Origin of the sequence: Nocardia halotolerans, from assembly GCF_042650145.1 — a bacterium.
Classification (GTDB): Bacteria; Actinomycetota; Actinomycetes; order Mycobacteriales; family Mycobacteriaceae; genus Nocardia; species Nocardia halotolerans.
The window spans coordinates 51,929-74,057 of sequence record NZ_JBHSDL010000025.1 but is presented as its reverse complement, the minus strand read 5'-3'; the positions used below and the strand labels follow the sequence as shown (position 1 = coordinate 74,057).

24 protein-coding genes, 1 pseudogene and 1 riboswitch are annotated in these 22,129 nt (G+C 68.0%); of the genes and pseudogenes, 11 read left to right on the top strand and 14 right to left on the bottom strand.

The annotated features are described in order from the left end of the window. Positions 1–402 precede the first annotated feature (402 nt). Positions 403–1,308 carry a hypothetical protein gene (locus ACFO5K_RS18825; RefSeq protein WP_378564390.1) on the bottom strand — a complete coding sequence of 302 codons (906 nt, stop codon included), beginning with the start codon at positions 1,306–1,308 and terminating at the stop codon, positions 403–405. A gap of 106 nt (positions 1,309–1,414) precedes the next feature. After that, positions 1,415–2,320, bottom strand: coding sequence for a universal stress protein (locus ACFO5K_RS18820; protein ID WP_378564387.1), 906 nt, complete (start codon positions 2,318–2,320; stop codon positions 1,415–1,417). A 418-nt stretch (positions 2,321–2,738) separates the two neighbouring features. Between ACFO5K_RS18820 and ACFO5K_RS18815 the strand changes: the two genes are divergently transcribed. Beyond that, positions 2,739–3,008 carry a DUF4242 domain-containing protein gene (locus ACFO5K_RS18815; protein WP_378564384.1) on the top strand — a complete coding sequence of 90 codons (270 nt, stop codon included), beginning with the start codon at positions 2,739–2,741 and terminating at the stop codon, positions 3,006–3,008. 22 nt (positions 3,009–3,030) lie between these two features. Here the strand turns inward: ACFO5K_RS18815 and ACFO5K_RS18810 are convergent, their stop codons facing one another. Further along, entirely contained in the window at positions 3,031–5,910 is a 2,880-nt protein-coding gene (locus ACFO5K_RS18810) for an ATP-binding protein (protein ID WP_378564381.1), read from the bottom strand. Positions 5,911–6,052: 142 nt separating this feature from the next. Here ACFO5K_RS18810 and ACFO5K_RS18805 point away from each other — a divergent pair, with 142 nt between their 5' ends. Both ACFO5K_RS18805 and ACFO5K_RS18800 read left to right on the top strand, forming a co-directional pair. Next, positions 6,053–6,415: a hypothetical protein gene (locus ACFO5K_RS18805; RefSeq protein WP_378564378.1), complete on the top strand. Its 363-nt coding sequence runs from the start codon at positions 6,053–6,055 to the stop codon at positions 6,413–6,415. A gap of 39 nt (positions 6,416–6,454) precedes the next feature. Beyond that, positions 6,455–7,831, top strand: a complete 1,377-nt coding sequence (locus ACFO5K_RS18800) for an FAD-binding oxidoreductase (protein ID WP_378564375.1) — start codon at positions 6,455–6,457, stop codon at positions 7,829–7,831. Positions 7,832–7,891: 60 nt separating this feature from the next. On the opposite strand, the gene ACFO5K_RS18795 is transcribed toward ACFO5K_RS18800, so the two are convergent. Further along, positions 7,892–8,476, bottom strand: a complete 585-nt coding sequence (locus tag ACFO5K_RS18795; protein WP_378564372.1) for a TetR/AcrR family transcriptional regulator — start codon at positions 8,474–8,476, stop codon at positions 7,892–7,894. 149 nt (positions 8,477–8,625) lie between these two features. On the opposite strand from ACFO5K_RS18795, the gene ACFO5K_RS18790 reads away from it, so the two are divergent. Continuing rightward, positions 8,626–9,117, top strand: coding sequence for an SRPBCC family protein (locus ACFO5K_RS18790; protein WP_378564370.1), 492 nt, complete (start codon positions 8,626–8,628; stop codon positions 9,115–9,117). 157 nt (positions 9,118–9,274) lie between these two features. After that, positions 9,275–10,031, top strand: a pseudogene (locus ACFO5K_RS18785) (HAMP domain-containing sensor histidine kinase); the annotation flags it as partial. A 94-nt stretch (positions 10,032–10,125) separates the two neighbouring features. On the opposite strand, the gene ACFO5K_RS18780 reads toward ACFO5K_RS18785, so the two are convergent. The 5 genes from ACFO5K_RS18780 to ACFO5K_RS18760 all read right to left on the bottom strand — a co-directional run bounded on the left by ACFO5K_RS18780 (position 10,126) and on the right by ACFO5K_RS18760 (position 12,877). Continuing rightward, the gene (locus ACFO5K_RS18780; protein ID WP_378566268.1) at positions 10,126–10,347 is read right to left on the bottom strand and encodes a hypothetical protein; all 222 of its coding nucleotides are present in this window, start codon (positions 10,345–10,347) and stop codon (positions 10,126–10,128) included. Positions 10,348–10,475: 128 nt separating this feature from the next. Further along, positions 10,476–10,841 carry a hypothetical protein gene (locus ACFO5K_RS18775; RefSeq protein ID WP_378564367.1) on the bottom strand — a complete coding sequence of 122 codons (366 nt, stop codon included), beginning with the start codon at positions 10,839–10,841 and terminating at the stop codon, positions 10,476–10,478. Further along, on the bottom strand, positions 10,828–11,217 hold the full coding sequence (locus ACFO5K_RS18770) for a hypothetical protein (RefSeq protein WP_378564364.1): 390 nt from the start codon (positions 11,215–11,217) through the stop codon (positions 10,828–10,830). Before ACFO5K_RS18770 ends, ACFO5K_RS18775 begins: the two co-directional genes overlap by 14 nt. Further along, complete coding sequence (locus tag ACFO5K_RS18765; RefSeq protein WP_378564361.1) at positions 11,214–12,443, bottom strand: NRAMP family divalent metal transporter; 1,230 nt, start codon at positions 12,441–12,443, stop codon at positions 11,214–11,216. The genes ACFO5K_RS18770 and ACFO5K_RS18765 overlap by 4 nt, the downstream gene beginning before the upstream one ends. Further along, positions 12,440–12,877: a hypothetical protein gene (locus tag ACFO5K_RS18760; protein WP_378564358.1), complete on the bottom strand. Its 438-nt coding sequence runs from the start codon at positions 12,875–12,877 to the stop codon at positions 12,440–12,442. Before ACFO5K_RS18760 ends, ACFO5K_RS18765 begins: the two co-directional genes overlap by 4 nt. Positions 12,878–13,046: 169 nt before the next feature. On the opposite strand from ACFO5K_RS18760, the gene ACFO5K_RS18755 reads away from it, so the two are divergent. Continuing rightward, a complete protein-coding gene (locus ACFO5K_RS18755; RefSeq protein ID WP_378564355.1) occupies positions 13,047–13,682 on the top strand; it encodes an AAA family ATPase in 636 nt (211 codons plus the stop codon). A gap of 166 nt (positions 13,683–13,848) precedes the next feature. Then, positions 13,849–14,418: a DUF2637 domain-containing protein gene (locus ACFO5K_RS18750; protein ID WP_378564352.1), complete on the top strand. Its 570-nt coding sequence runs from the start codon at positions 13,849–13,851 to the stop codon at positions 14,416–14,418. 30 nt (positions 14,419–14,448) lie between these two features. On the opposite strand, the gene ACFO5K_RS18745 is transcribed toward ACFO5K_RS18750, so the two are convergent. Next, a complete protein-coding gene (locus ACFO5K_RS18745) occupies positions 14,449–15,141 on the bottom strand; it encodes a TetR/AcrR family transcriptional regulator (RefSeq protein WP_378564349.1) in 693 nt (230 codons plus the stop codon). Positions 15,142–15,248: 107 nt separating this feature from the next. Between ACFO5K_RS18745 and ACFO5K_RS18740 the strand changes: the two genes are divergently transcribed. Then, positions 15,249–15,923 carry a hypothetical protein gene (locus tag ACFO5K_RS18740; RefSeq protein WP_378564346.1) on the top strand — a complete coding sequence of 225 codons (675 nt, stop codon included), beginning with the start codon at positions 15,249–15,251 and terminating at the stop codon, positions 15,921–15,923. Then, positions 15,920–16,729, top strand: a complete 810-nt coding sequence (locus ACFO5K_RS18735; RefSeq protein WP_378564343.1) for an SDR family oxidoreductase — start codon at positions 15,920–15,922, stop codon at positions 16,727–16,729. The genes ACFO5K_RS18740 and ACFO5K_RS18735 overlap by 4 nt, the downstream gene beginning before the upstream one ends. Positions 16,730–16,912: 183 nt before the next feature. Here ACFO5K_RS18735 and ACFO5K_RS18730 read toward each other — a convergent pair whose 3' ends face one another. Continuing rightward, positions 16,913–17,545 (bottom strand): TetR/AcrR family transcriptional regulator, encoded by a 633-nt coding sequence (locus ACFO5K_RS18730; protein ID WP_378564340.1) that lies wholly within the window; start codon positions 17,543–17,545, stop codon positions 16,913–16,915. Between the two features lie 72 nt (positions 17,546–17,617). On the opposite strand from ACFO5K_RS18730, the gene ACFO5K_RS18725 reads away from it, so the two are divergent. Continuing rightward, complete coding sequence (locus ACFO5K_RS18725) at positions 17,618–18,250, top strand: NAD(P)-dependent oxidoreductase (protein WP_378564337.1); 633 nt, start codon at positions 17,618–17,620, stop codon at positions 18,248–18,250. A 36-nt stretch (positions 18,251–18,286) separates the two neighbouring features. Here ACFO5K_RS18725 and ACFO5K_RS18720 read toward each other — a convergent pair whose 3' ends face one another. The 3 genes from ACFO5K_RS18720 to ACFO5K_RS18710 form a co-directional block, all read right to left on the bottom strand. After that, positions 18,287–19,129 (bottom strand): hypothetical protein, encoded by an 843-nt coding sequence (locus ACFO5K_RS18720; RefSeq protein ID WP_378564334.1) that lies wholly within the window; start codon positions 19,127–19,129, stop codon positions 18,287–18,289. After that, on the bottom strand, positions 19,116–20,012 hold the full coding sequence (locus ACFO5K_RS18715) for an alpha/beta fold hydrolase (protein ID WP_378564331.1): 897 nt from the start codon (positions 20,010–20,012) through the stop codon (positions 19,116–19,118). The genes ACFO5K_RS18720 and ACFO5K_RS18715 overlap by 14 nt, the downstream gene beginning before the upstream one ends. A gap of 396 nt (positions 20,013–20,408) precedes the next feature. Further along, positions 20,409–20,723 carry a DMT family transporter gene (locus ACFO5K_RS18710; RefSeq protein ID WP_378564328.1) on the bottom strand — a complete coding sequence of 105 codons (315 nt, stop codon included), beginning with the start codon at positions 20,721–20,723 and terminating at the stop codon, positions 20,409–20,411. Positions 20,724–20,734: 11 nt separating this feature from the next. Further along, positions 20,735–20,799, bottom strand: a riboswitch (guanidine-III (ykkC-III) riboswitch). A 339-nt stretch (positions 20,800–21,138) separates the two neighbouring features. Here ACFO5K_RS18710 and ACFO5K_RS18705 point away from each other — a divergent pair. Further along, positions 21,139–21,960 (top strand): hypothetical protein, encoded by an 822-nt coding sequence (locus tag ACFO5K_RS18705; RefSeq protein ID WP_378564325.1) that lies wholly within the window; start codon positions 21,139–21,141, stop codon positions 21,958–21,960. The last annotated feature ends 169 nt before the right edge of the window (positions 21,961–22,129 follow it).

Here is a 22,129-nt window from a genome sequence, read left to right as displayed (position 1 = left end):
GACGCGCTGGGCCGCTCGGCAGCGGTCGGATGTCGGGGGAGGGTGCCTGAACGGTGCGTCGACGCTTCGAGCGAAACGCGCACTTTCAGACCTCCTCCGACAGACGTGTTGGTCACCGACAGCTCGGATGCCCGCGCGCCGGTGGTCGGCTCCTCGGCATCCGCTCGCCAAATTTACTGTCTTGCTACGCGATAGTCGCTGCGGGGTGATCAGGCACACGTCCGCGAGCACGTCGGTGACGACGCCGCACCGGGGTGGTGAAACGCGGGCCGCCACCTGACGCCGATCTCGCGGCGCACCGATCGCACGTGCGAACGAGAGCGCCCGTGGAGCTCGCGGAGCTGTCGGCGAAAGCGGTGCGTGAAGCGGTCGAGAACGCGGGATGGGCTGCGATGCCCACGATCACCCACGCGGTCCGAAGAACTCGGCTCGGGCGATGTCGATGCGTGCCTGGGCCTGAGCGGCGCCTTGGAAACTGACCGCCGCCGACCCGCCACCAGCGAGCCCCAGGGCGAGCAGACCGCCGATCACCGAGAGGAGATTCGGCTCGGGGAGGACGCTCGTGTCGCTGGTGGGTTCGACCTCGTGGACGGGAACCGCGGCACCCCCGCCGGGTGGTGTGGGCGCGGCGGGTGGGTCACCTGCTCCATCGCGCGCCGGCGATCCGGGTGACTCTCCGGTTCTGTCGGGAGCGGAGTCGTCGGGCGGCGCGGCACCGCCACCGCCCGGTGAGTCGCTGCCCGGTGCGCCGCCGGGTTCGGCGGTGTCCGGCTGAGCGGACTCCGGCTCGGGCGGTGTGTCGGGCGCCGGCGCTGCAGGAGGGGGTGCCGGAACCGGCGCCTGCGGCTCGGGCACGTTGCCGGGACCCGGGTTGTTGCCTTGGTTGCCGCCGCCGTTGCCTTGGTTGCCGTTGCCGTTGCCGGGGTTTTGGTTTCCGTTGTTGCCTTGGTTGCCGCCGCCGTTGCCTTGGTTGCCGTTGCCGTTGCCGTTGCCGGGGTTTTGGTTTCCGTTGTTGCCTTGGTTGCCGCCGCCGTTGCCCTGATTGCCGTTACCGCTGCCCGGGTCCGAATTCCCGTTGTTCCCGCCATTGCCGTGGTCTCCCGGGCCGGCGAGGATTCGGGTGGCGTCGCCGTTGCCGAGCCGATGACCGCCTGCGACCGTCGTGGAGCCGAATCCGCCGGCCACAGTGATCTCGTCGTGGACAACGATGGTCGGCTGGGCTGCCGCAAGCCCGCCGTAGCCGAGTAGCCCGAGGGCGCCCGCTGTCCCGGCCACCATCGCTGTTCGTCTGATCCGACCGACTGTCACCCGCGCTCCGTCCCATCCTCGATAGTCCAGCTCACATCATTGCGGTCGGATCGGGATCCCTCCGCGTTACGGACCGCCTCGGCCGTGAAATCGGGCACGACCGAAATCAGGAGTGCTGCCGTGCGACGAGGACCGGTACCGTGGCGTGATCCAGTACTGCCCTGCTCACCGAGCCGAGGGTGAACTCGGCCAGTCCGCGCCGGCCACGGCTGCCGACGACGACCAGCTGAGCGTTCTCGGATTCCTGGAGCAGCCGCCGGGCGGGGGCGTCCTCGGCGACTACCCGTCGCACCCGCACTTGCGGGTACTTCTCAGCGTGCCCGGCCAGGCACTCTGACAGGACCGCCTGCGCGTGCTCGGCGGTCTCGAGGTCCGCCGCACCGGTTCCTGGCGCTGTCCACGCGAGCACCGCGACGACCTCGACGTCTCGGGTGGCCGCCTCCTCGAACGCGACCTCGACCGCGCGCACACTGGCGGCCGATCCGTCGACGCCGACCACGACCGGACGATCGCGGGACGGCGGGTCGGCCGCGGGAATCACCACGATGGGGCAGACAGACCGCCTGACCAGCGCACTGCTGACGGAGCCGAGCAGAGCCCGATCGAAGGCATCCATTCCCCGAGAGCCCACGACGAGTCGTCGTGCCGTGCGTGACTTCTTGGCCAGCACAGGCGCCGGGGCCGGCCAGGCGAGGTCGATCGACACGTCGAGCGTGCCCGGTTCGGCTGTCCGGCGGGCGACGAGCTCGGCGGCGGCAAGCGCGGCGGCCCCTTCGTCGTGATAGGCCTGGTTGCGCAGGCTCACCACACCGAGGCGCGGGCCGAGGTCCCAACCGGTTCCGATCGCGTGCACCAGGTGCAGTGGCGCGTGCTGTAGCGCAGCCTCCTCGGCGGCCCACCGCACCGCCGACAGGGCGTGCGCGGAGCCGTCGACACCGACCACGACGGCGCCCGCGGGCATGGCCGTACCCCCACCAGTGCCGTCGGACAGCGGTTGCCGGTGGTTTCTCATGGTCTCCGTCCCGTGCTCGGTGCGTCATGCCGGAGCGGCGATGACATGTCGAGTGTCGCCGGTGAGAGCAAATCGAGCACCGGCTGGTCCTCACCGGGTCACCCATTCTGCGCGAACACCACCCGGATCACGGGCGGGTGCCGCAGACCTTGGCCGAGCACGCAGCACCGCTCCGTGAGGTCGGCGAGCTTCGGCAGCGCGGCGCGTCGACGCCTATCGTGGCCGAAGGCTGCTCGGCGTTCGAGCCCGCCGCTGTGGGCGTCCATCAAGAGCAGGCTGCCGCAACGACAGGGGCGCCCTGCGAGCTGGTCCGAACATTGAAAAGCCAAGGGCTACCTTGGTATCTTGGGATCGGGGAACCGCCGTTCGGGCTGGTGCACCGAGAGACCGCCCCGAGCATGATCAAGGGGCGCATTCGATGCCGGTATTCATGGTGGAGCGGCAATTCGCCGAACAGCTCGAAGTGGTCCCGGAGACGGCCGCGGAGATCAACCGGGTCAACGACGAGTCCGGTGTGCGCTGGCTCAGTTCCTTCCTGTCGCTGGACAAACGCAAAACCTTCTGTCTCTACGAAGCCGACAACGTCGACGCGATCCGTGCCGCCGCGGTCCGGGCCGGAATCCCGGCCGACGCGATCATGGAACTGTCCGGCACGCTCGCGCCGGACGGGTCTTTCGCGGCGCTGTGACAGCGGGCTGATCGGTCCGCTGCTAGAGCAGCCCGTGTTCGGTGGCGAAGACAGCAGCTCTGGTGCGGTTGGGTGCGGCTGTCTTGATCAGGATGCTGCGCACATGGTTGGCGGCGGTATTGGCGCTGATGAACAAGTGTTCGCCGATCTCGCGGTTGGACAACCCATCGGCGACGAGCCGCAGAACTTCCACCTCCCGCTCGGTCAAGCCGTTCGGCAGGGCCACGCGCTCGGCACGGGGCGCCGGCTCGGCGTCGAGCTCGCGCAGAATGCGGTGGTGTCCGATCCGCCGCGCCAGCGCGCGAGCCTCGGTCGCGAGGTCGGCGGCGGTCGGTCTGGCCACGGCGCCGGAATGCCGGAGCCGATGCCTGCTCCAGGCCGCCAGTGTCTCGGCCTGGTGGGTGACCGCGCCCATCCGGCGGTCCATGGCGAGAGCGCGCTCGAAATGCTGGTCGGCACTGCTCGCACCGAGTACGGAGTCGAGCTCGGCGAGGTAGCGGTCCGCGCTGCCGAAGACCGCGACGCTGGCACCGGCCATCAGGTTGGACCCGGCGTACTCGGCCAGCAACGGGCGCAACCTCGCCGCCGCCGCGGTGTCGTGAAGCCCGACCGCCGCCTCTGTGGCGAAAGCCAGCACCCCCGCCCATTGCGCACCCAACCGATGATCGTCGAGCCGGTCGCACAGGTAAGTCAGCAGGCGCGCGGCCGGCTGCCACATCTCCAACTCCGTGTACAAGGCCAACAGGCCGGGCAACCAGTGATCGCCGAAACTCTCACCCCCGGTGACCAGCGGACGAACCTGTTCCAGGCGGCCGGTGACCCGCCGCAGCATGAACTGCTGCACGCCCCACGATCCCTCGGTGGCACCGCCGAACTCGTGGGCGAACTGGTCGTCGAGCCAGTCGCTGATGCGCTCGGCGCCCGCCAGGTCGCCGACCGCGAAGCGGTGCGCGCCTCGGGAACATCCGGCGACATAGCGGAAGAACGGTTGTCCGCGCGTGAGAGCCAGCTCGGTCAGCTCACACTGGGCGCTGCTCCAGGCGGGCTCGTCGCCGAGCAGATAGGCGAACACTGCGCGGTGGAAGGCGGCGGGACCCCGGTAGTCGTCGTCGCCGAGGCGCGACCCGATCTCGTTGAGCTCGACCGCTCGGGCCAGCAGTTCGGGTGCCAGGTCTGGGCGGATACCCTGCCACAGCGTCGTGCTGAGGGCGTGCGCGAGTAGCTCCGTGTCGCCGATGGCTCTGGCGCGCGTCAAGGCGTCCTCACCGATTCGCCGAGCCTGCTGGAAGTCGCCGGTGAACGATGCGGCACGCCCCATGCTGGCACGAGCCCGGACCGTCAGCGGATCGTCACGATCCAGTGTGGAGGCGCTCAGCGCTTCGCTGAGCAACGCCAGCGATCGCTGACCACTCGCCGACGGGCGCCACGACGCGTTCTCGTAACCGATAGCGGCGGCCAGCCGGACACGGGGATCATCATCAGTGCTGAGATCCTCGTACAGCCGGCGCGCGGTCGGGAAGTCACCGCCGTGCAGGTGACATCGAGCCGCCGCTGAGAGGAGCTCGATCCGGGTCGGTCCGCGCGCGGCGTGCGCCTGCGCGGCGCGTTCGTACAGTACCGCTGCCTCGCGATGGGCGATGCCCCGCTCGGCTTGGCGTGCGGCGAGCACGAGGTAGTGCACAGCCTGGTCTGCGTATCCGAGGGCACGCGCCCGAAAATAGTGGTGAGCCAGGGCGGCCACCTGGGTGGAGTCTCGCGCTTCGATCGCCAGCGCGATCCGGGCGTGCGCGGAGGCGAGATCGCCCGCCGTCATCCGGTCCAGCACGGCTCGGCGTGCCAGGGCGTGCGCGAACCGGTAACCGCCGTCCGCACCCGCGACGAGCAGTCCGGCGCGCACCCCGACGTCGATCCCCGCGAGGACATCGTTCGAGTCGAGCCCCTCGGCCAGGATCTCGGGATCGACGAGGTCGCCCGCGACCGCGGCCAGTTCGATCACCCGCGCGTGGTCGGCGTCGAAGGCCGCCAGCCGGCGGGCGAGTGCGTCCTGGACCGATCGCGGTGCGGCGACGCCGGAACCCACTGCGGTCAAACCGCCTCGGGTCGCCAGGTCGTGCCAGTACTCCTGGAGAAAGAACGGGTTCCCGCCGGTGTGGTCACGCAGTACCGGCGCGGCCGACCTGGCCGATCCGCGTGACACTCCACCCGCCCGGACGAGGTACTCGGCCACATCCTCGGTACTGAGTCCGACGAGATCGATGCGCCCCACACCGTCGAGACGATGCAGTTCGGCGAGGGCGAAGCTGACCGCATCCGTGCGGTCCGGGGCGGTCGTCCGGAGGGTCGCCAGCACGAGTAGCCGTTCACCGGCCGTGGACTCGACCAGATGAGACAGCATCGCCAACGTCGGTTCCGGGGCCCAGTGCAGATCCTCGAGGACGAGCACCAGGGGACAGCGCTCGGCTGCCGCCACCAATATTCGCGTGAGTGCATCGAACAGGGCGGGCCGGGAGTCGCGGTCACCCGGATCCGGTTCCGCCGACGGCCAGTACCGCGACACGCTCGAGGTCAGTCGCCGTAGCGGTGCGGCCGCCGCGGGCGCGACAGCGCGCAGGACTTCCGGCGGGGTCTGCGCGATCGCCTGCTCGAGAATCGCGACGAAGGGCCGGTACGGAATGTCGAGGTCCTCGTGGCACGCACCCCACAGCACTGTGGCACCCTGCGTTCGCAGCGCGGCCGCCGCCTCGTTCACCAGCCGGGTCTTGCCGACCCCTGGCTCTCCGCCCACGAAGACGACCTGCCGTCGATCGCCCTCGACCGCTGCCCAGACGGCCTCGAGCCGCGCGATTTCCGCGCGACGACCGACAAAGGCCGTGGCACTGCTCGGCGGAGTCGATTCCGTCACTTCTCGACCATAGCTGGATTCGATGACCACCGAGATGGTCCGATCTGACCCCCTCGCCGCCGGACCGATTCGATCAGATCAGGTCAGGTGCGCAGGAACGGATCTCCGTAGCGTCACAGGTACCCCGACAGAGGAGTACATCATGGCAACGCCGATCCAGGATCTGCCCATCGAGGTCGCCCAAGGCGAGATGGTGACCCGGTACATCGAGTGGGGCGACATGGCGCTGCGGCACGCCAGCGTGCCGGCGGGAACCGACTTCGGTCCGGTCCTGCAAGGACTGCCCGCCGACCGTTGCCCCTGCCCGCACTGGGGAATCGTGTTGGCGGGGTCGCTGCGGCTCGAGCATGCCGACGGAACGGTGGAGACGGCGAACGCGGGCGAGGTCTACTACTGGCCGGCCGGGCACACCGCCACCTCGGCCGAGGGCGCGGTGTTCCTCGAGGTCGGCCCGGTCGCGCCGATGCGTCAGTTCCACGACCACGCACGGCGCTTGTTCGGCTGAGCGCCGCACCGAGTTCGATTCGACCTCCAGGGAGCAGAAATGAACGGCACGCCAGCACTGACCATGCTCGAATCGGTTCGCGGTGAGGTGATCACGGCGCAGTCAGCCGGGTACGACCAGGCCCGCTCGGTCTACAACGCGATGATCGACCGCAAACCCATCGCGATCGTCGGCGCGGTCGATGTCGCCGACGTGCGGACCACCGTCGACACCGCGCGCGAGAGCGGACTCGACCTCGCTGTTCGCGCCGGTGCCCACAGCGTCCCCGGTTTCGGCACCGTCGACGACGGCATCGTCTTGGACCTCGGCGCGATGACGGGCATCCGCATCGATCCCGAACAGCGGGTAGCCCGGGTACAGGGCGGCTGCACGTGGGGCGACTTCGACCATGCCGCGCACACTTTCGGCCTCGCCACCACCGGCGGGATCATCTCGACCACCGGGGTGGCCGGTCTGACTCTCGGTGGCGGCATCGGCTACCTCGCCCGTGCCCACGGGCTCTCCATCGACAACCTGCGATCCGCCGATGTGGTGCTGGCCGACGGCACCTTCGTGACCACGAACGCGACTGAGCACCCGGACCTGTTCTGGGCACTGCGCGGTGGGGGCGGAAACTTCGGTGTGGTGACCGAAATGGAGTTCGACCTGCACCCGGTGTCCACCATCTACGGCGGTCCCATGTTCTTCGAACTCGCCGATGCCGAAGAATTGTTGCGGACATACCGCGAGTGGATCGCCACGGCACCGCGTGCGATGGGGGCCTTCCCGGGTTTCCAGATCGCCCCGCCGCTGCCTTTCGTTCCCGAAGACCGGGTCGGTGAGCCGTTCCTGCTCCTGGTGTCGTGCTTCAACGGCACCGATGAGGAGGGCGAAGCGCTGCTCGCGGACCTGCGATCGGTCGCGAATCCGGTGGCCGAACACGTCGGTCGTATGCCGTACCCGGCTCTCAACAGCGCATTCGACGGTCTGTTGCCCCCCGGCTTGCAGCATTACTGGAAAGCGGCCTTTCAACCCGAACTCACCGACGGCGCCCTCGCCGCCCACCTCGAGTTCGGCCCGCGAGTGCCAGCGGTGCAGTCCACCATGCACCTCTACTCGGTCGACGGCGCCGTGCACGACGTCGCTGGGGACGCCACCGCGTTCGCCTACCGCGATGCGAACTTCGCTCCGGTCATCGCCGGCATGTGGCCGGATCCGATCGATAACGAATCCAATATCAAGTGGGTGCGCGACTACCATGCCGCGCTGGAACCGCACTCCGCCGACGGCGGCTACATCAACTTCATGGCTGCCGACGATCAGAGCCGCGTCCGCGCCAATTACGGGGCGAACTACGACCGCTTGGCGACGATCAAGAAGACCTATGATCCGGCCAACCTGTTCCATCACAACCAGAACATCGCACCGGCGAGGTAGCTGTGAGGCCCAGGAGGATCAGGTCGTTGCCGGGTCACCGATTCCCAGCAGGCGGCCTGATCACTGGTGCCGGCTCATCGCGAACAGCGCTGCCGCCGCCTGTTCGGCGAGGTCGGGAGCATGGTCGGGGATCTGCTGACCGGTCCTGAGGTAGCGCTTGATCATGGCGTAGGGCAGGTCGACCACGGCGAGGAGCGCGCGGTCGGCCGCGTCGTCGTCGGCCTGCTCTGTCAGCGCGGCCAGGGCGTCGTGCAGCGCGGCGTTGGCTCGCGCGGTCTCCGTACGAGCCTGCTCGCTCCAGTTCTGCTCGTCCAGTTCTCTTGCGCCCGCGAGCAGTACGTGCGCCTCGCGGGGATGGCGGCGTGCCCACTCGAGGCTCGCGCGGGCACTGCGCCGGATCGCCTCCTGCGGTTCTGCGAGGCTCAGTGCGGCGAAGAGTTCCTCGTGGAATCCCCGTAGCGCGCGTGACCACAACGCGGCCAGTAGCGCGGGGCGATCCGGGAAGCGGTGATACACCGACCCGCTCGGCGCACCCGCGGCTCTGGCCACTCCCGACATGGTGACAGCGGCCGGGCCGCCGTCGGCCAGGAGTTCGGCCGCGGCGTCGAGGAGTCGATCGGCATCGTGCCTCGGTGGCCTTCCCATGCAGCAGAGGATAGACGCTGATTTCTTTTTAGAGTAACGTCTCTAAAACTAGGTGATCGGAAGCCGCGCTGTCCGAACCGCATCCGCCGGTCGCGTCACCGACGAGGCGTGGGCAGGTTGCTACGCCGAGCCGAAACGAGGAGCCGATCATGGCCGTTGTCAACATGCACACACGCCACCTGCCCGTACCGGAGGGCGCGGTGGGCGCGCTGGTGGACTCCCTCGCCGGCGAAGACGACGCACTCTGGCCGGCACACCGCTGGCCCCCGATGCGATTCGATCGCCCCCTCGGTGTGGGCGCGGTGGGTGGGCACGGCCCGGTCCGGTACACGGTGGCGCATTACGAGCCGGGCCGCTGGGTGCGGTTTCGCTTCACCGACCCCCGCGGTTTCCACGGTTTCCACGAATTCACCGTTGCGCCCACCTCCGACGGCACCGATCTGATTCACCTGCTCGTCATGACTCCTCGCGGCCCGGCACGACTGACCTGGCCGTCGGCCTACCGGTGGCTCCACGATGCCCTCATCGAGGATTGCCTGGATCGCGCAGAACATGCCCTCCTCGGCTCCGTTTCCCGTCCCGCTCGGTGGACCCGCCGTGTCCGTTTGCTGCGCTGGATCGCCGCACGCACTGTGGGCTGACCGTGCGCCGGCCGGTGCCGCGCGACTTCCAGGAAGTTCCCAGGCCGGGCGCAGCTCGGTTCGGTCCGGTTCTCCGATCCCCCGGTGCGGTCGAAGGCTCGTCCGGGCTGCCGGATGTCGACGCCACCGCAGGACTCGGGCGGAGGACGCACCGACCGGACCCGACGTCGACTGGCGGGTGCTGACCACCACCAACTCCTACGGTTCGGTCACCGTCGGCACACCACTGTCGGAGACCCGGCAGACGATCACCGGGCTCGTGCTCGTCGCGGGCTCCATCGCCCTGCTGCTGCTCGGCGTGGTCGGCTACCTCGTGGTGCAGTGGAGCTTGCGGCCGCTGCGTGGGGCGGAGCAGACCGCGGCGGCGATCGCAGCGGGTGACCTGCACTGCCGGGTGCCGGTGCGCGACGTCGACACCGAAGTCGATCACCTGGCGCGCTCGGTCAATGCGATGCAGACCCGGATCCAGAACGGTGTCGCCGCGACGGAGGCATCGGAAGCGGCGGCCCGCCGCTCGGAGAGCCGGATGCGCGAGTTCGTCGCCGACGCCAGCCACGAATTGCGCACCCCGCTGACCACCATCCGCGGTTTCGCCGAGGTCTACCGGATCGGCCACCACACCGACCCGGAGGCGCTGTTCGGCCGGATCGAATCCGAGGCTGTCCGAATGGGCGGACTGGTGGCCGACCTGCTGATGCTTGCCGACCTCGATGCGAACCGCCCCCTCGATCGACCTGCTCGCCCTGGCGGCCGATGCCGTCGGTGACGCGCACGCCCGGGCGGCGGGCCAGGCCGATACGCGCACGATCGACCTGGCCGTCGCGGGCACGGGAGCCATGGTTGTGCTCGGTGACGAAGCACGGTTGCGGCAAGTGCTGGCGAATCTACTGGGAAACGCGCTGACCCACACCCCGCAGCGCACCGGGCCGCGGAGCGACCTTCACCGTGGTTCTGCCCCGCGCCGGTGGCTGACAGGCACGGTCCCGTGCACACCGAGGTTCAGGCAGGTCAGGACGGGAGCGCGCCGGGGAAACACACCGGACGCCACGGCGTGCCGCAGAAGAAGTTGTTCAGATCGGCGGAACCGCTGGCGATCTCGCCGTTGCTGATCAGCTGGTGTTCGACGGCCTGGGGTCGGGCGAGTGCCTCGGCTTGTGCCGGGGCGACCGACATCAGGACCGCACCGCCCAGCAGCGCGCTCACGATGAGGGGACGATTGACGCGAATCATGGGAAACCGATCTGCTCGAGTTGAATCCGGTCACGGATATGACCTCCGTGACCACATCGGTCGTTTGACCGGCTTCGTTAACAGCCCGAAAGCACTGTGGCATAACCGAACTGATTTTCAGCCGTGGCTCAGGAGGGCCGACCGCGAGCTGTGTTTCGATCCGGGGCCCTGACCTCACGCAACGTGGGGTAGCCGTCCCATGTCGACCGGAGCCGAACGGTGCCGTCTGTGTCGAGCGTGCATCGGGTCAGCTCGACGTACCGCGTGTCTCGATGCAGCAGGCCCACGAGCCAGCGCAGCAACGCCGGACCGCGCTCCTCTCGGCGTTCGTAGCCGAGCAGGCGAATCCGGTGCCGGCCGACGACCAGTCCCTCGACCACGAGCGCGGTCCGGTCGCCCTTGCGCACGGGAATCGCACGCAGGTCGAGTACGACGCCTTGGCGGCCGTCGGCATCCCACACCCGGGCGTCTATCAAGTCTCTAGCCCGCATCATCGGCTCCGGGTATCCGGGCGATGAGCCGGTCTCGAACCCTGCGCCCCGCCGGGCTCTCGGCGCGCTGCTGCGCGGCGGCGGTGATCTCGACCGCGGAATTCACCTCTCGCACCTCGTCGATCGGAACGTGGCGAGGTTCGGTGGAGCCGGTGAGGTCCAGACACCAGCGCAGTGGCCACCGGGCGAGGGCGGGCAGCTGCCCGAGCAGCGCGGCCGCACCGATCACCAAATCGCCGATCTCGAGTGTTCCGTCCTCGGCGCGAACCAGGGTGAGGTCGTCGACCTTGCCGACGGCGGCGCCGTCCGGGCCCATGACCTGCCGGTCCAGCAGTTCCGCGTCCACGTCGAGGGCATGGTGACCGTGCCAATCGTTCATGCGCCCATCCCTGTCATGATCATCAACGGTATGGCCGACACCGCGGCGAGCAGCACGACGAACAGGCCGGCGAGGCCGACGGTGTTGGCGAGGCGGCCGTTGATGTGCTCACCCAGATACCGGCGATCGTTGGCGACGACGAGAACCGGCAGGTATGTCAACGGCAGTGCGAGAGCGGAGAAGATCAGCGAATACTCGGTGATCTTGACCGGATCGATACCGAGCTGCACCACCAGCGCGGCGACCAGGATCGAGAGCCCGACCACGAGATGGAAGCGCGCCGCCTTCACCGGCCGGATCGATTTCCCCCACGACCAACCGAAATACTGTGCGACCGCGTAACCGCAGCTGAGGCCGGTCTCCAGCGCGGCGCCCACGGTGACGGCGAAGAAACCGAACAGCGCGACGGCCACTCCCGCGACGCCGAATGCCAGCGCGACGGGCAGCACCACCTGGCTCAGACTCTGCACATCCAATCCGGCCGGGAGCAGCACCACCGCCGCGGTGGCCATGATGCCGAGGGAAAGCATGCCGCCCAGCGGAAAACCGAGCAGCACATTGATTCGCTGACCACGCAGATCCTTGGCTGTCCACTTCTCCTCCACCCCACCGGAGGAGAAGAAGAACACCTCGTAGGGAGTCATCGCGGCCGCGAACAGGGCGACCGCGTAGAACAGGTAGGTCGGCACCGGTTCGCCGCTCGGCGGACTCAGGCTGCGAGCCTGGTCGGCCAGCGCCGACCAGTCGGGATCGAGCCACCAGACCGAGACCGCGAAGACCAGCACCGCGAGACCGGCCAGCCCGAACACCTGCTCCATCTTCTCGAAACCGACCCGCCACACGATCAGCCACAGTCCGATCGCGATGGGCATCACCCAGACCAGATGCGAGATTCCGCCCGCCAGCTCCACGACGAGCGCGATGCCGCCGATCTGCGCGGTGAGCGTCAACAGGGTGACCAGGAACGAACCGACGAGGTTGAGCAGGGCCGCGCGCGGACCGAGCCGCTCACGGACGATGTCGAAGACCGGGCGCCCGGAGGCCGCGACCACCCGGCCCGACATCTCGGCGTAGGCACAGATGCAGACCACCCCGACAACGAGCACCCAGAGCAGGCTGAGCCCGTATCGGGCGCCGATGGTCCCGCTCGCCACGATGTCACCGATGTCGACGAAACCGCCGACGGCAGTGAGCACGCCCAGGGTGAGACCGAGTAGTTTGCTCATTCCCGCCGCCACCGGTCGAGATCGCCGGACAGGGCCGACAGCTGGTCGCGGATCCGGCGCAACGCGTCGTCGTCACTGGTGTCGAGCGCGGCGCGCTGTTCGGGTAGCAGTTCGCGGGCGCGGTCGATCAGGGCGAGCAGTTCCGCGCGCCGGGGCTGCTCCGGTGACACCCGCACCACCTTGGTGGCCGCTTCGGCCAGGGCGGTGTCGGCGTCGTCGATCACGACGCCGAGCATCACTGTCGGCGCCGGGTCCGACACTCCCGCGACGGCGGCCAGACGCAAGGTCTGCACCTGTGACGATGTCTCCGCGGCCGCTTGTTCCAGCGGGCCGCCGGTGGAAAGGGCGAAGTTCGCGCAACCGAGACAGGCGCCGTACAGTGCGGCGAGCCAGACCGCGACGGCCAGCAGTCTCCTCGTTCTCGGCCAGCTCACCTCGCCCTCCGTTCTCGTCACCGAGTGCTCGGTTGTCCCGAAGGCGCCCGCTCGAACAGCGCTCCCGGCGGCCCCATGTGGTCGCCGTACCCGTTTGCGCTCTCGGGAATCAACGGTCGGCTTACCAGGACGCCGAGGGGGCTCGAACCGCGGCGATAGGGTTGTGGCCATGTTGCTCTGGATCAACGGTCCCTTCGGTGGCGGCAAGACCCAGACCGCCTTCGAGCTGCACCGGCGGCTTCCGGGCAGCGTCGTGTGCGATCCCGAATCGGTGGGTTTCGGTTTGCACCGGATGCTGCCGCCACGACTTCGAGGCGACTTCCAGGAATATCCGAGCTGGCGCCAAGGTGTGTTCGAGGTACTGGACCATGTGCTTCGCGAGCACGACGGCGTGGTGATCGCGCCGATGACTGTCGCCGAACCCCGATTCTTCGCCGAAACAGTCGGACGGCTACGGGAAACGGGACACGACGTGCGCCATTTCGCGTTGCTGGCCCGCAGGCAAACAGTGCTGGACCGCCTGCGTGACCGTGGGCTCGGGTTCGCGCCCCTGCTGCGCGCTGTCGGGCAGGGCGATCTGTTGTTGCGGGCGGAACAGTTCGCCGTGGACAAGCTCGACTTCTGTCTCGAGCAGCTCGGCAAACCCGAGTTCGCCGACCATATCTGGACCGACTCGACGCCGGTGGCGGCGGTGGCGGACCGAATCGCCGACGCAGCCGGCGTGCGGTTGGCGCCCGACACCGATGGTCGGATGCGCACCAGGCTTCGCCGCATGGCGGTCACCGTTCGTCATGCCCGTCTGTGAGTGACCCGATCGGCGTGCCCGTGGGGCGTGGGGAGCTGCGAGCGCCGCGACATCACTTCGCGCGTGGCCGTACTCTGTTGAGTGCCTGCATGTTTGGCGGCCGTAGCCCGTAGAATGGAGCCCGATGGACCACTCGGACCGTTTCCCTCGCCCTATTCCAGTCACGGTGCCGAAGCTGCTGGTGGGCTTAGGGGCGGTGTTGGTCGTCGCCGCGGCGATCGCCTCGTTCACCTTCACCTCCACGCTCGCGCGGGTGGCGGGGGTTCCGGAGCACCTGACGTGGCTGTGGCCGCTGGTGGTCGGTCTCACCGTCGCGCTGGTCGCCTGCACCTTCATCACGTTGGTGGGCATCCGCGACGAGAAGGCCACGTCTCTGGTGCGGTTCTACGAGTTGTTGCTCGTCGCGACCGTGCTGTCCAGCATCGGCGGGAACGTCCTGTCCATCTCCCGTGATCCGATCCAGATGGGATCGCTCGCCACCACGATCGTGGTCTCGGTTCCCGCGATATGTCTGATGATCTGCGTCGGCAACTGCCTGCTGCTCACCGCGGTCGTCCCGGTCCGGATCGTGGCCGCGATCCCCGAGGACGACTGGCGACTCAGAGTCCTCGGCATACCCAGCGCGCCGTTGCCGCCGAAGAACCCGGACCCCTCCCACCCCGACGGTGCCTCCTGGTGGGAGCAACACCGCAACGAGGCACGGACTCCGCCTACGACACCGAGAGCCCGGACGTAAGAAGCAGTCGGCGCGGGCCCATGGTGTTGATCATGTGTGCCCGGCGCCGTCGCACATCTCTGCCTCGAGTCTCGCACGTGCGAGGCCGGCCGCGCTTTCGCCCAGTGCCAGCCACAGTGCCGCGATGTCGTCGATGAGCCGGCTTCGGTCGACGGCGGCCGTGCCGTCCACCCAGGACAGGATGGCTTGCGCGGTTCCGCCGATGACGAAGGCCGGTGCCGTCGACGCGAGTGAGTCCTTCTCCAGTGCGACACCGTGAACGTTGCGGGCGTGGCCGACGAGAATCGCGGTGAGCCCCTGCATCGCATCATTGCGCCGAGCGTGAGCGGTGGGACTGTCGGCGACACCGCCGAGTAGTACCAGTGCCTTCCGGCGGTCGGTGCCCAGTGCGCCGACCACCGCATCGACCGCGGCGCGCGCTTGGTCGGCCAGCGGAAGGTCGATGGACACCACATAGCTGGCGACGGCCGCGTGACCGACCTCCGCTGCGACTTCATCGATCACAGCGCTCGCCAAGGTGTCCAGGTCGGTGAAGTTCTCGTAGAAGTACCGCTTGTTGAGTTGCGCCTCGTCGCAGAGTCCGGCGACAGTGGCTGACCGCCAACGGTTCTCGGCCATCGCTGTCAGGGCGGCATCGATCAGCTTGGCGCGTCGGCGCCGGACGCGTTCGGACGCGGATTCTCCCCCGTAACTGCGCTTACCGGCTGCGGACACGTCGGCCATTCTCGCATCCCCCGATGCGCCGACTTCCCGTTGACAGCCCGGAGCGACTCTGGCACAGTTTCGTACCAGTTGAATAGGTACTGTCCTGTACCAGATTGGGAGACGTGATGACCACGGATCTGAGGGGTTTCAGCGAGCCTGCCACCAAGCCCGGCCCGGCGGCGATGCTCGGCGAGCTGCGTGCTCTCGCCGAACACAGCCCCACGAGGGCTCGTACGGAAATGTGGTCCTACCTGCGGGCGCTGGGCCGGCGAGACGACCGGAACGCGTTGTCCCAGCTCTTCGGTGCAGGAACCGAACCCCAGAATCTGGACGGCAAACTCGAAGGCCAGATCGTCGGCAGGCTTTTCGGAATCCCCGAGGCGAAGCTCGCAAATCAACTCATGAGGATCGATCCGACCTGGCGGGGAAAATCCTTCGATCTCGCGTCCGGGACGGGTCTGAACCGGCTGTCGCCGCTCGCCATGGTGGCGATGCCCATCGTCACGTTCGGATACCGCCGGCTGCGGTTGGTCGGCGGGGAATCGGAAGGGTTTCATTTCAACCATTCCGTCGACCAGGGCCTGATCGAGCCGCGGGTCACAGTGCGCGCGTTGGATTACGGCGTGCCGCGCTACCAGAACCCGGGTGTTCGCACCTTTCCGATCCGAAAGACTCGCGACGAGATCGTCGAACTGACGCCCGGGGTGTACCTCGGCCGCGCACTGCTGTTCAAAGGGGCCGATGACATCCGCCTCATCGCCTACTTCGCGCTGCGGCACCCGGTGGGCAGCGCGCTGTGATCGAACTGGACGGAGCCCGGGTATGTGTCACCGGCGGCGCCCGCGGAATCGGGCGGGCCACGGTCGCCGAACTCGTCGGTCGCGGTGCCACGGTGTGGATCGGTGATCGTGATCTCGCCGCTGCGCAGGAGGCCGCCGAAACACTCGGCGCCCACGCCCATCACCTCGACGTCACCGACGAGAACAGCTTCCGGGACTATCTCGGTGCCGCCGCCGAGCACGGCCCGATCGACATGTTGGTCAACAATGCCGGAATTCAGCTCATGGGGCGCTTCGTCGACCAGGATCTCGCCGCCCTGCAGCGCGAGCTGGCGATCAATCTGGGTGCGGTGCTGACCGGCACCCACCTCGTTCTGCCCGGGATGATCCGACGCGGACGAGGCCACATCGTGAACGTGTCGTCGATGGCGGGCAAGATCACCACCCCGGGCATCGCGACCTACTGCGCATCGAAATACGGAGTCGTCGCCCTCTCGCGGGCGCTACGCGCCGAACTCGCCGGAACGGGCGTCACGATGACCACCATCCTGCCGGCCGCGACCCGGACGGACCTGACAGCGGGTGTCCGATTGCGCCTGCAACCCACGCTCGAACCCGAAACCGTTGCCGCGGCGATCACCGAAAGCGCCGCGCACGGCCGCGGCGAAGTCACCGTGCCGCGCTGTCTCGCCCCGATGGGCTTGCTCGAGGAACTGGTTCCCGAGTCCCTCATGTGGCAGCTCAAACGATTCGTCGGCGGCGCCGATTACGGCGCTTACGACCCGGCCGAGCGACAGGCTTACCTCGACCGAACCCGGTCCTCCTGAGAGTTACGAGGCCATGGTCCCGGGTGCGGCGGGCCGGCGGCATCTGTGTTCGGTGAGTGCGAACTGGCCGTCGGTCTGCTCGCCGGTCAGCCGCTACTGCATCAGGGAGCCCTGATGCCAAACGGCACGGCCGAGATCATCGGCGGCTTGGAAAGGCTGCGACATGATGGGTGGGTCCTTCGTTCAGTCGATGTGGGAACTGGGCGCGATTCCGGTCACCAGTGCGCGGACGACTCCGGTGGCGAACTCGCGCACCTGTTTTCGATGGTTGTCGGCGTCCGGGACGGTAGGGCCGTGGAAGTGGTGCAGGAAGGCTCGCTGGAAGCAGGCGCCCATCAGTGCGGCAGCGGTGGAGTCCGGGTCGACGTCGGGGTTCATCCGGCCCCGGGTCTGCTCGGCGCGCAGTAAGGCGGCCAAGTCCTGCAGGGGGAGGTGTGGGCCGGTGCCGAGGGCGGACAGTGCCGCGCGGTGGCGGCGCAACAGTGCCGGGTCGGAGAACAGTGACACATTGATCGCGAAACTGCCCTCGTAGAACAGCGTTGTCTCCACGGCGATGTCGACCAAGCAGTCGTGGAGGGATCGATCGCCCGGGTCCACGGTGAACTGGGAGATCAAGGAACCGAACGCGGGTAGGCGCTCCTGGAGCACAGCGACGAGCAGGTCCTCCTTGCTCGCGAAGTGCCGGTACAGCGCCGGCTCGGAACACCCGGCGGCCCGGGCGATCTCCTTGGTAGTGGTTCGTGCCAGCCCGCTCTCGCGCATCAACAGCTCGGCGGCTTCCAGGATGCGAGCGCGGGTGTCGATGCCTCTGGACATTGCCCTCTTTCCGTTGTTGGTGAGTGCTCACTATAGTAGGCATAGTGAATACTCACTAACAAGGAGCGGAAAATGAAACTCACTGTCCTCGGCGCCACCGGTGGCACCGGCCGCCACATCGTCGACCAAGCCCTCGAAGCTGGCCGGCACGTGACCGCGGTGGTGCGTGACCCGCGACGGATGCCGGTGTCACACCCGCACCTCGAGGTCGTCACCGCAGACATCACCGATCCCGTCGCGCTCCTTCCGGCCGTGCGGGGCAGCGACGCAGTGCTGTCCGCGCTGGCCGCGAGCACCGAGAACGGGGCGATCGCGACGACGGGAGTGCGGGCGGTTCTCGAAGCCATGGATACCGCTGAAGTGCGACGACTCGTCGCCGTGAGTGCTGTCCCGGTAGGGCCCGTGCCCGATGGGGAGACATTCATGATGCGGGCGGTGCTGACACCGATCATCAGCCGCGTGTTCCGCGACGCCTACACCGACCTCGCCGAGATGGAAGCCGAAATCGCAGGCAGTTCAGCGGAATGGACGATCGTCCGACCGCCACGACTGCTCGACACCCCGCGCACCGGTGCGTACCGGATGAGCATCGGCTCCAATGTCGCACGCGGACACCGGATCGGGCGAGCTGATCTCGCTCACGCGATGCTGTCGAGCCTGCAGAACCCCGCCACGATCGGGCAGGCTGTCGGAGTCGCCGATTGACCGGCCGGCTCCGATGACCCCACCTGCGCGCAATGCTCAGCGAGTCCGGCCGAACATCGTGCGGCGAGGCATCGCCCATTCGGGGACGGTCAGCATCGCGGCGAGCTGATTCTCGTCGAGACGGTCCCTCGCCGCGGGGTTCTGATGCAGGAAGATCATCGTCGAGGCCAGCGAATTCGTGGGAACGCTCCAGGTGCTCGGGATTATCAGCCAAGTGCGTCGGCGCAGCCTTCCGGCGGTGACCCCTCGAGTGCGTTTGCGGATGTGCAGCGCACCTTCGGCGTGCTGCACACAAACGGTGTCCAGTGCGGGTGCGTCTTCGGATACGCGAATACTGTGGACGTCGTCCCATTCGCATTCGATGTCGTCGAAGATCGAGGCCACTCGAACCGAATCGGGCCCGAATTCCAGATATGCCTTGTTCAGTTGCCGGGCGACGACTATCGATGCCGCGATCGCCAGGAGAAGGCCGAAGATGCCCATCAGAATTACTTCTGGCTGAGCATTCACGTAGCCTACGGCGATTGTCGGTGGAGCGAAAACCGCGCAGGTCAGCAGAATTGGTGTGATGGCAACAGGCCGATAGCGCAGGGCGAGTGAACCGGGCCGTTCGCCGACGGTGATCTTCGGTGCGCCCGCGGTGAGCACCATCAGCGAGTGGGTCAACGCGATCAGGGCCACGACCACGCACAGCACTCCCAGCGAATAGACCTCGGTGCTGTCGGTGAAATGCCCTGCGGCGGCAATCAGCAGTGCCGCCGCCAGGGCACTGGAGGAAGCGACTATTCGTGAACGTCTCGGCGGATCCCACGTATGGCAGACCCATCTGTAGTCCTCCGGGGATCCGGCGCTACCTGGACCTGTGTCATCGATCGCCACCTTCACATTCTGGCAGCCCAGCGAGCAGAGCGGCCACTTCCGTTGCGCGGAAGACGAACCCGGCGTGCGAGGAATCCAGGCTGTGCACGTCGTAGGGGTTGTCCGGAGTAAGCGCGTCGGCTTCGGCGATCAGCCGGTCCTGCATGGCGATCGGCAGCGTGCGGTCCTCGGTGAGGCGGATGTAGCTGCGGGCGACCGTGCCCCAGGTGTTCGCCTGGACCCTGGCGTCGCCCATCATCACCGCGATCGATTCGTCGGGTTGCAGGATGTTGAGAAATGCCCGGAACTGTTCATCGGTGGCGTCGGCCAGCGTGGCCGCCTTCAGCTGGGTGAGCAGCGTGGGATCGGCTGTGCGGTAGTTGGCCCGCCCGACCCCGAGTGCGGTCGGGTCGCCCACGTTCAGCGCGGCCAATGGTGCCAGCAGGTTGGCGGCGAACTCGGGTTCGCTCATGTACTCCATGGGGTTGGCCTTGGTCACACACGACCAGGCCGAGATGTACACGAGCCGATCCACCAGGTGCGGTACCAGATTGGCGGCCACGCTGATGGCGGTCCCGCCGAGACTGGCGCCCACCAGCACCACCGGCCCGTGTTCGGCGGCCCGGCGGACGGCGTCGACGACCACTTCGGCATTGTCGGCCAGGGTGACCGCGGCCAGCGTGGACGGTTCGCCCGCCCACGCGTCGAGGTCCTGCGGCGCCTGGTAGGCGACGGGATATTGGGCGTCCAGCCCGTGTCCGGGCAGGTCGACGGCGAGGCTGCGGTGCCCGAGCAGCGCGAGTTCACGTTGGATCGGAGTCCACATGAACGAACTCGAGCCGGAACCGTGCACCAGGACGAAAGTGGGGGCCGTGCCCGGACGTGGGGGAGTGTGCGATGGCATGAAGATTGTCCTCATCGATCGACCACGTCGGCATCGGCCGACGCGAAAAATGTTCAGAACTGCGGACTCCGGCGGCGGGCGCCGAGGGGCGCACCGGCCGACGGCCGTGTGACAAGACAGACCGGCGCGGTCGTGGAACCCCGGTGCGGCACCGGCCTCAGGCAGTCCGGATGCGGACGAACATGTAAGACATGGCCCGGACCCTAACCGAAGGTGGGGGAGTCGGCGAATGGTTTTCGGACTCGCGGTGGTGCGGGTGGCGGCTCAGCGCCGGAACCCGAGGCATCGGCGGTGATCGGCGAGGTCTGCCGAGATCGACGCCTGCACAGCGACTCTGCTGGCGCCTTGTCCGTCAATGGTCGGCGCGGCCTCGCCTCTCGAATCCGCGTTCAGCGTTCAGCGGACGAGTTTCAACCCGACCACACCCGCCACGATCATGATCAAGAACAGGATCTTCAGTACGGCGACAGTCTCCTCGCCGGTGGCCATGGCATAGACCACGGTGAGAACAGCACCGATCCCGACCCAGACCGCGTAGGACGTTCCGACGGGGAGGTCGCGCATCGCGAGAGCCAGGCCGGTCATGCTGGCGGTCAGGGCGATGAAGAACACCACCGTCGGGGCGAGTCGGGTGAAGCCTTCGGATTTGCCGAGGGCGGTGGCCCAGACGGCTTCGAGGCATCCGGAGACAACGAGCAGCAGCCATGCCATGAGAGCTCTCCTCTGGCCGTCTTGTCGCGCACCGGGTACGGCTCCCTCGTCCGGACGCCTGCGTCGCAGGCCCGATCTCACTGTGTCACGGGGACTGTCCGGCGGTCAGCGCAGGGGTCGATCCCGGTGGCGGTCATAATTGGTGAGCATTGTTGCTGTGCGGGCAATCGAGTCGATCCCCAACTGCCGATCTGTATCGACGTGCGTGTGTCCTCGCCGCGAGATGACCGTTTGCCGACTGGTCACCGATGCGGTGCGAATCAGCATGCGGCACTGGTTCGCAGCTGACAAGGACGCCGCTCCCGGCACGTCGCGAATTCGTTGCGGGGCAGTTGCTGTCTGATTCAATGGGCCCGGCGATACCGACTGTGCATCGCGACGAACGGGCCGATTCATCGACGACCGAAGGATGACGATGCAACTGTCTCACTACGCGATGATCGTGACAGGCGCGACGGTGGCCGCCGCCGGACTGGCCGGATGCGGTAGCGACGAGGAGCGGTCCACCGCGTCGATTACCTCGAGTGCCGCGATGTCGACCACCGCACCGAAGCTGCTGGGCACCAGCGCGGCCCCGCTCCCCGCGCCGAGCCCGGGGCACCCGCCTGCGCCCGCCCCGGAGAAGCTGTCCGACGTCGACTGCGGGCCGGTCACCGGAGCCAATGGAGCCAACAGCACTGTGATCGCGTTCGCCGGTGACGCCGGACGCCCCGGCTGCACCGAGGCGATCACCGTGGCCACCCACTATCTTGCGGGTCAGCACACCGGCGATGCCACCGCCGTCGATGGCTGGACCTGCGAACCGCAGCCCGACCCCGCCATCGCGCACATCTGCGTCAAGGGCGGTCTCACCATCGGCCTGCGCGGCGCCGCCGCACCGGCCTCCCCACCGCCCCCGGCACCCGCTCCGCACCGAACCGTAGACCCGAACACACCGCCGACGCCGGGCCCGGTCGATCACCCGCCGGCTCCGGCGCCTGCCGCGACCGTCCCGGATGTGAACTGCGGACCGGTCACCGATGCCGGTGGCGGCACCCGGCACGTGATCGCCGTCGGCACCGACGCGGGCCGCGTCGGTTGCACCGAAGCCGTCACGGTGGCGAGTGAGTATGTGCGCGCGGTGAGCGACACCGACGTCGCCACCATCGACGGCTGGAACTGCAACGCCCAGCCCGACGCCACCACACCGTCGGTCTGCACCAAGGACGGCCTGGTGATCGGGCTACGCGCCGACTGACCGCCCACGTGCGGCCACCCCACTGTGCCCCCGGAGGCCGGCCACGGTGTGTTGCAACCATCGGTCGTATTTCGCACCGAAGACGGCTTCGAAGCTACGCCTGACTGTTCTGCGGCAGGGTCGCGAACCGGGGGTCCGGTCGCTCCACCCGTACCTCGAACTGCAGATC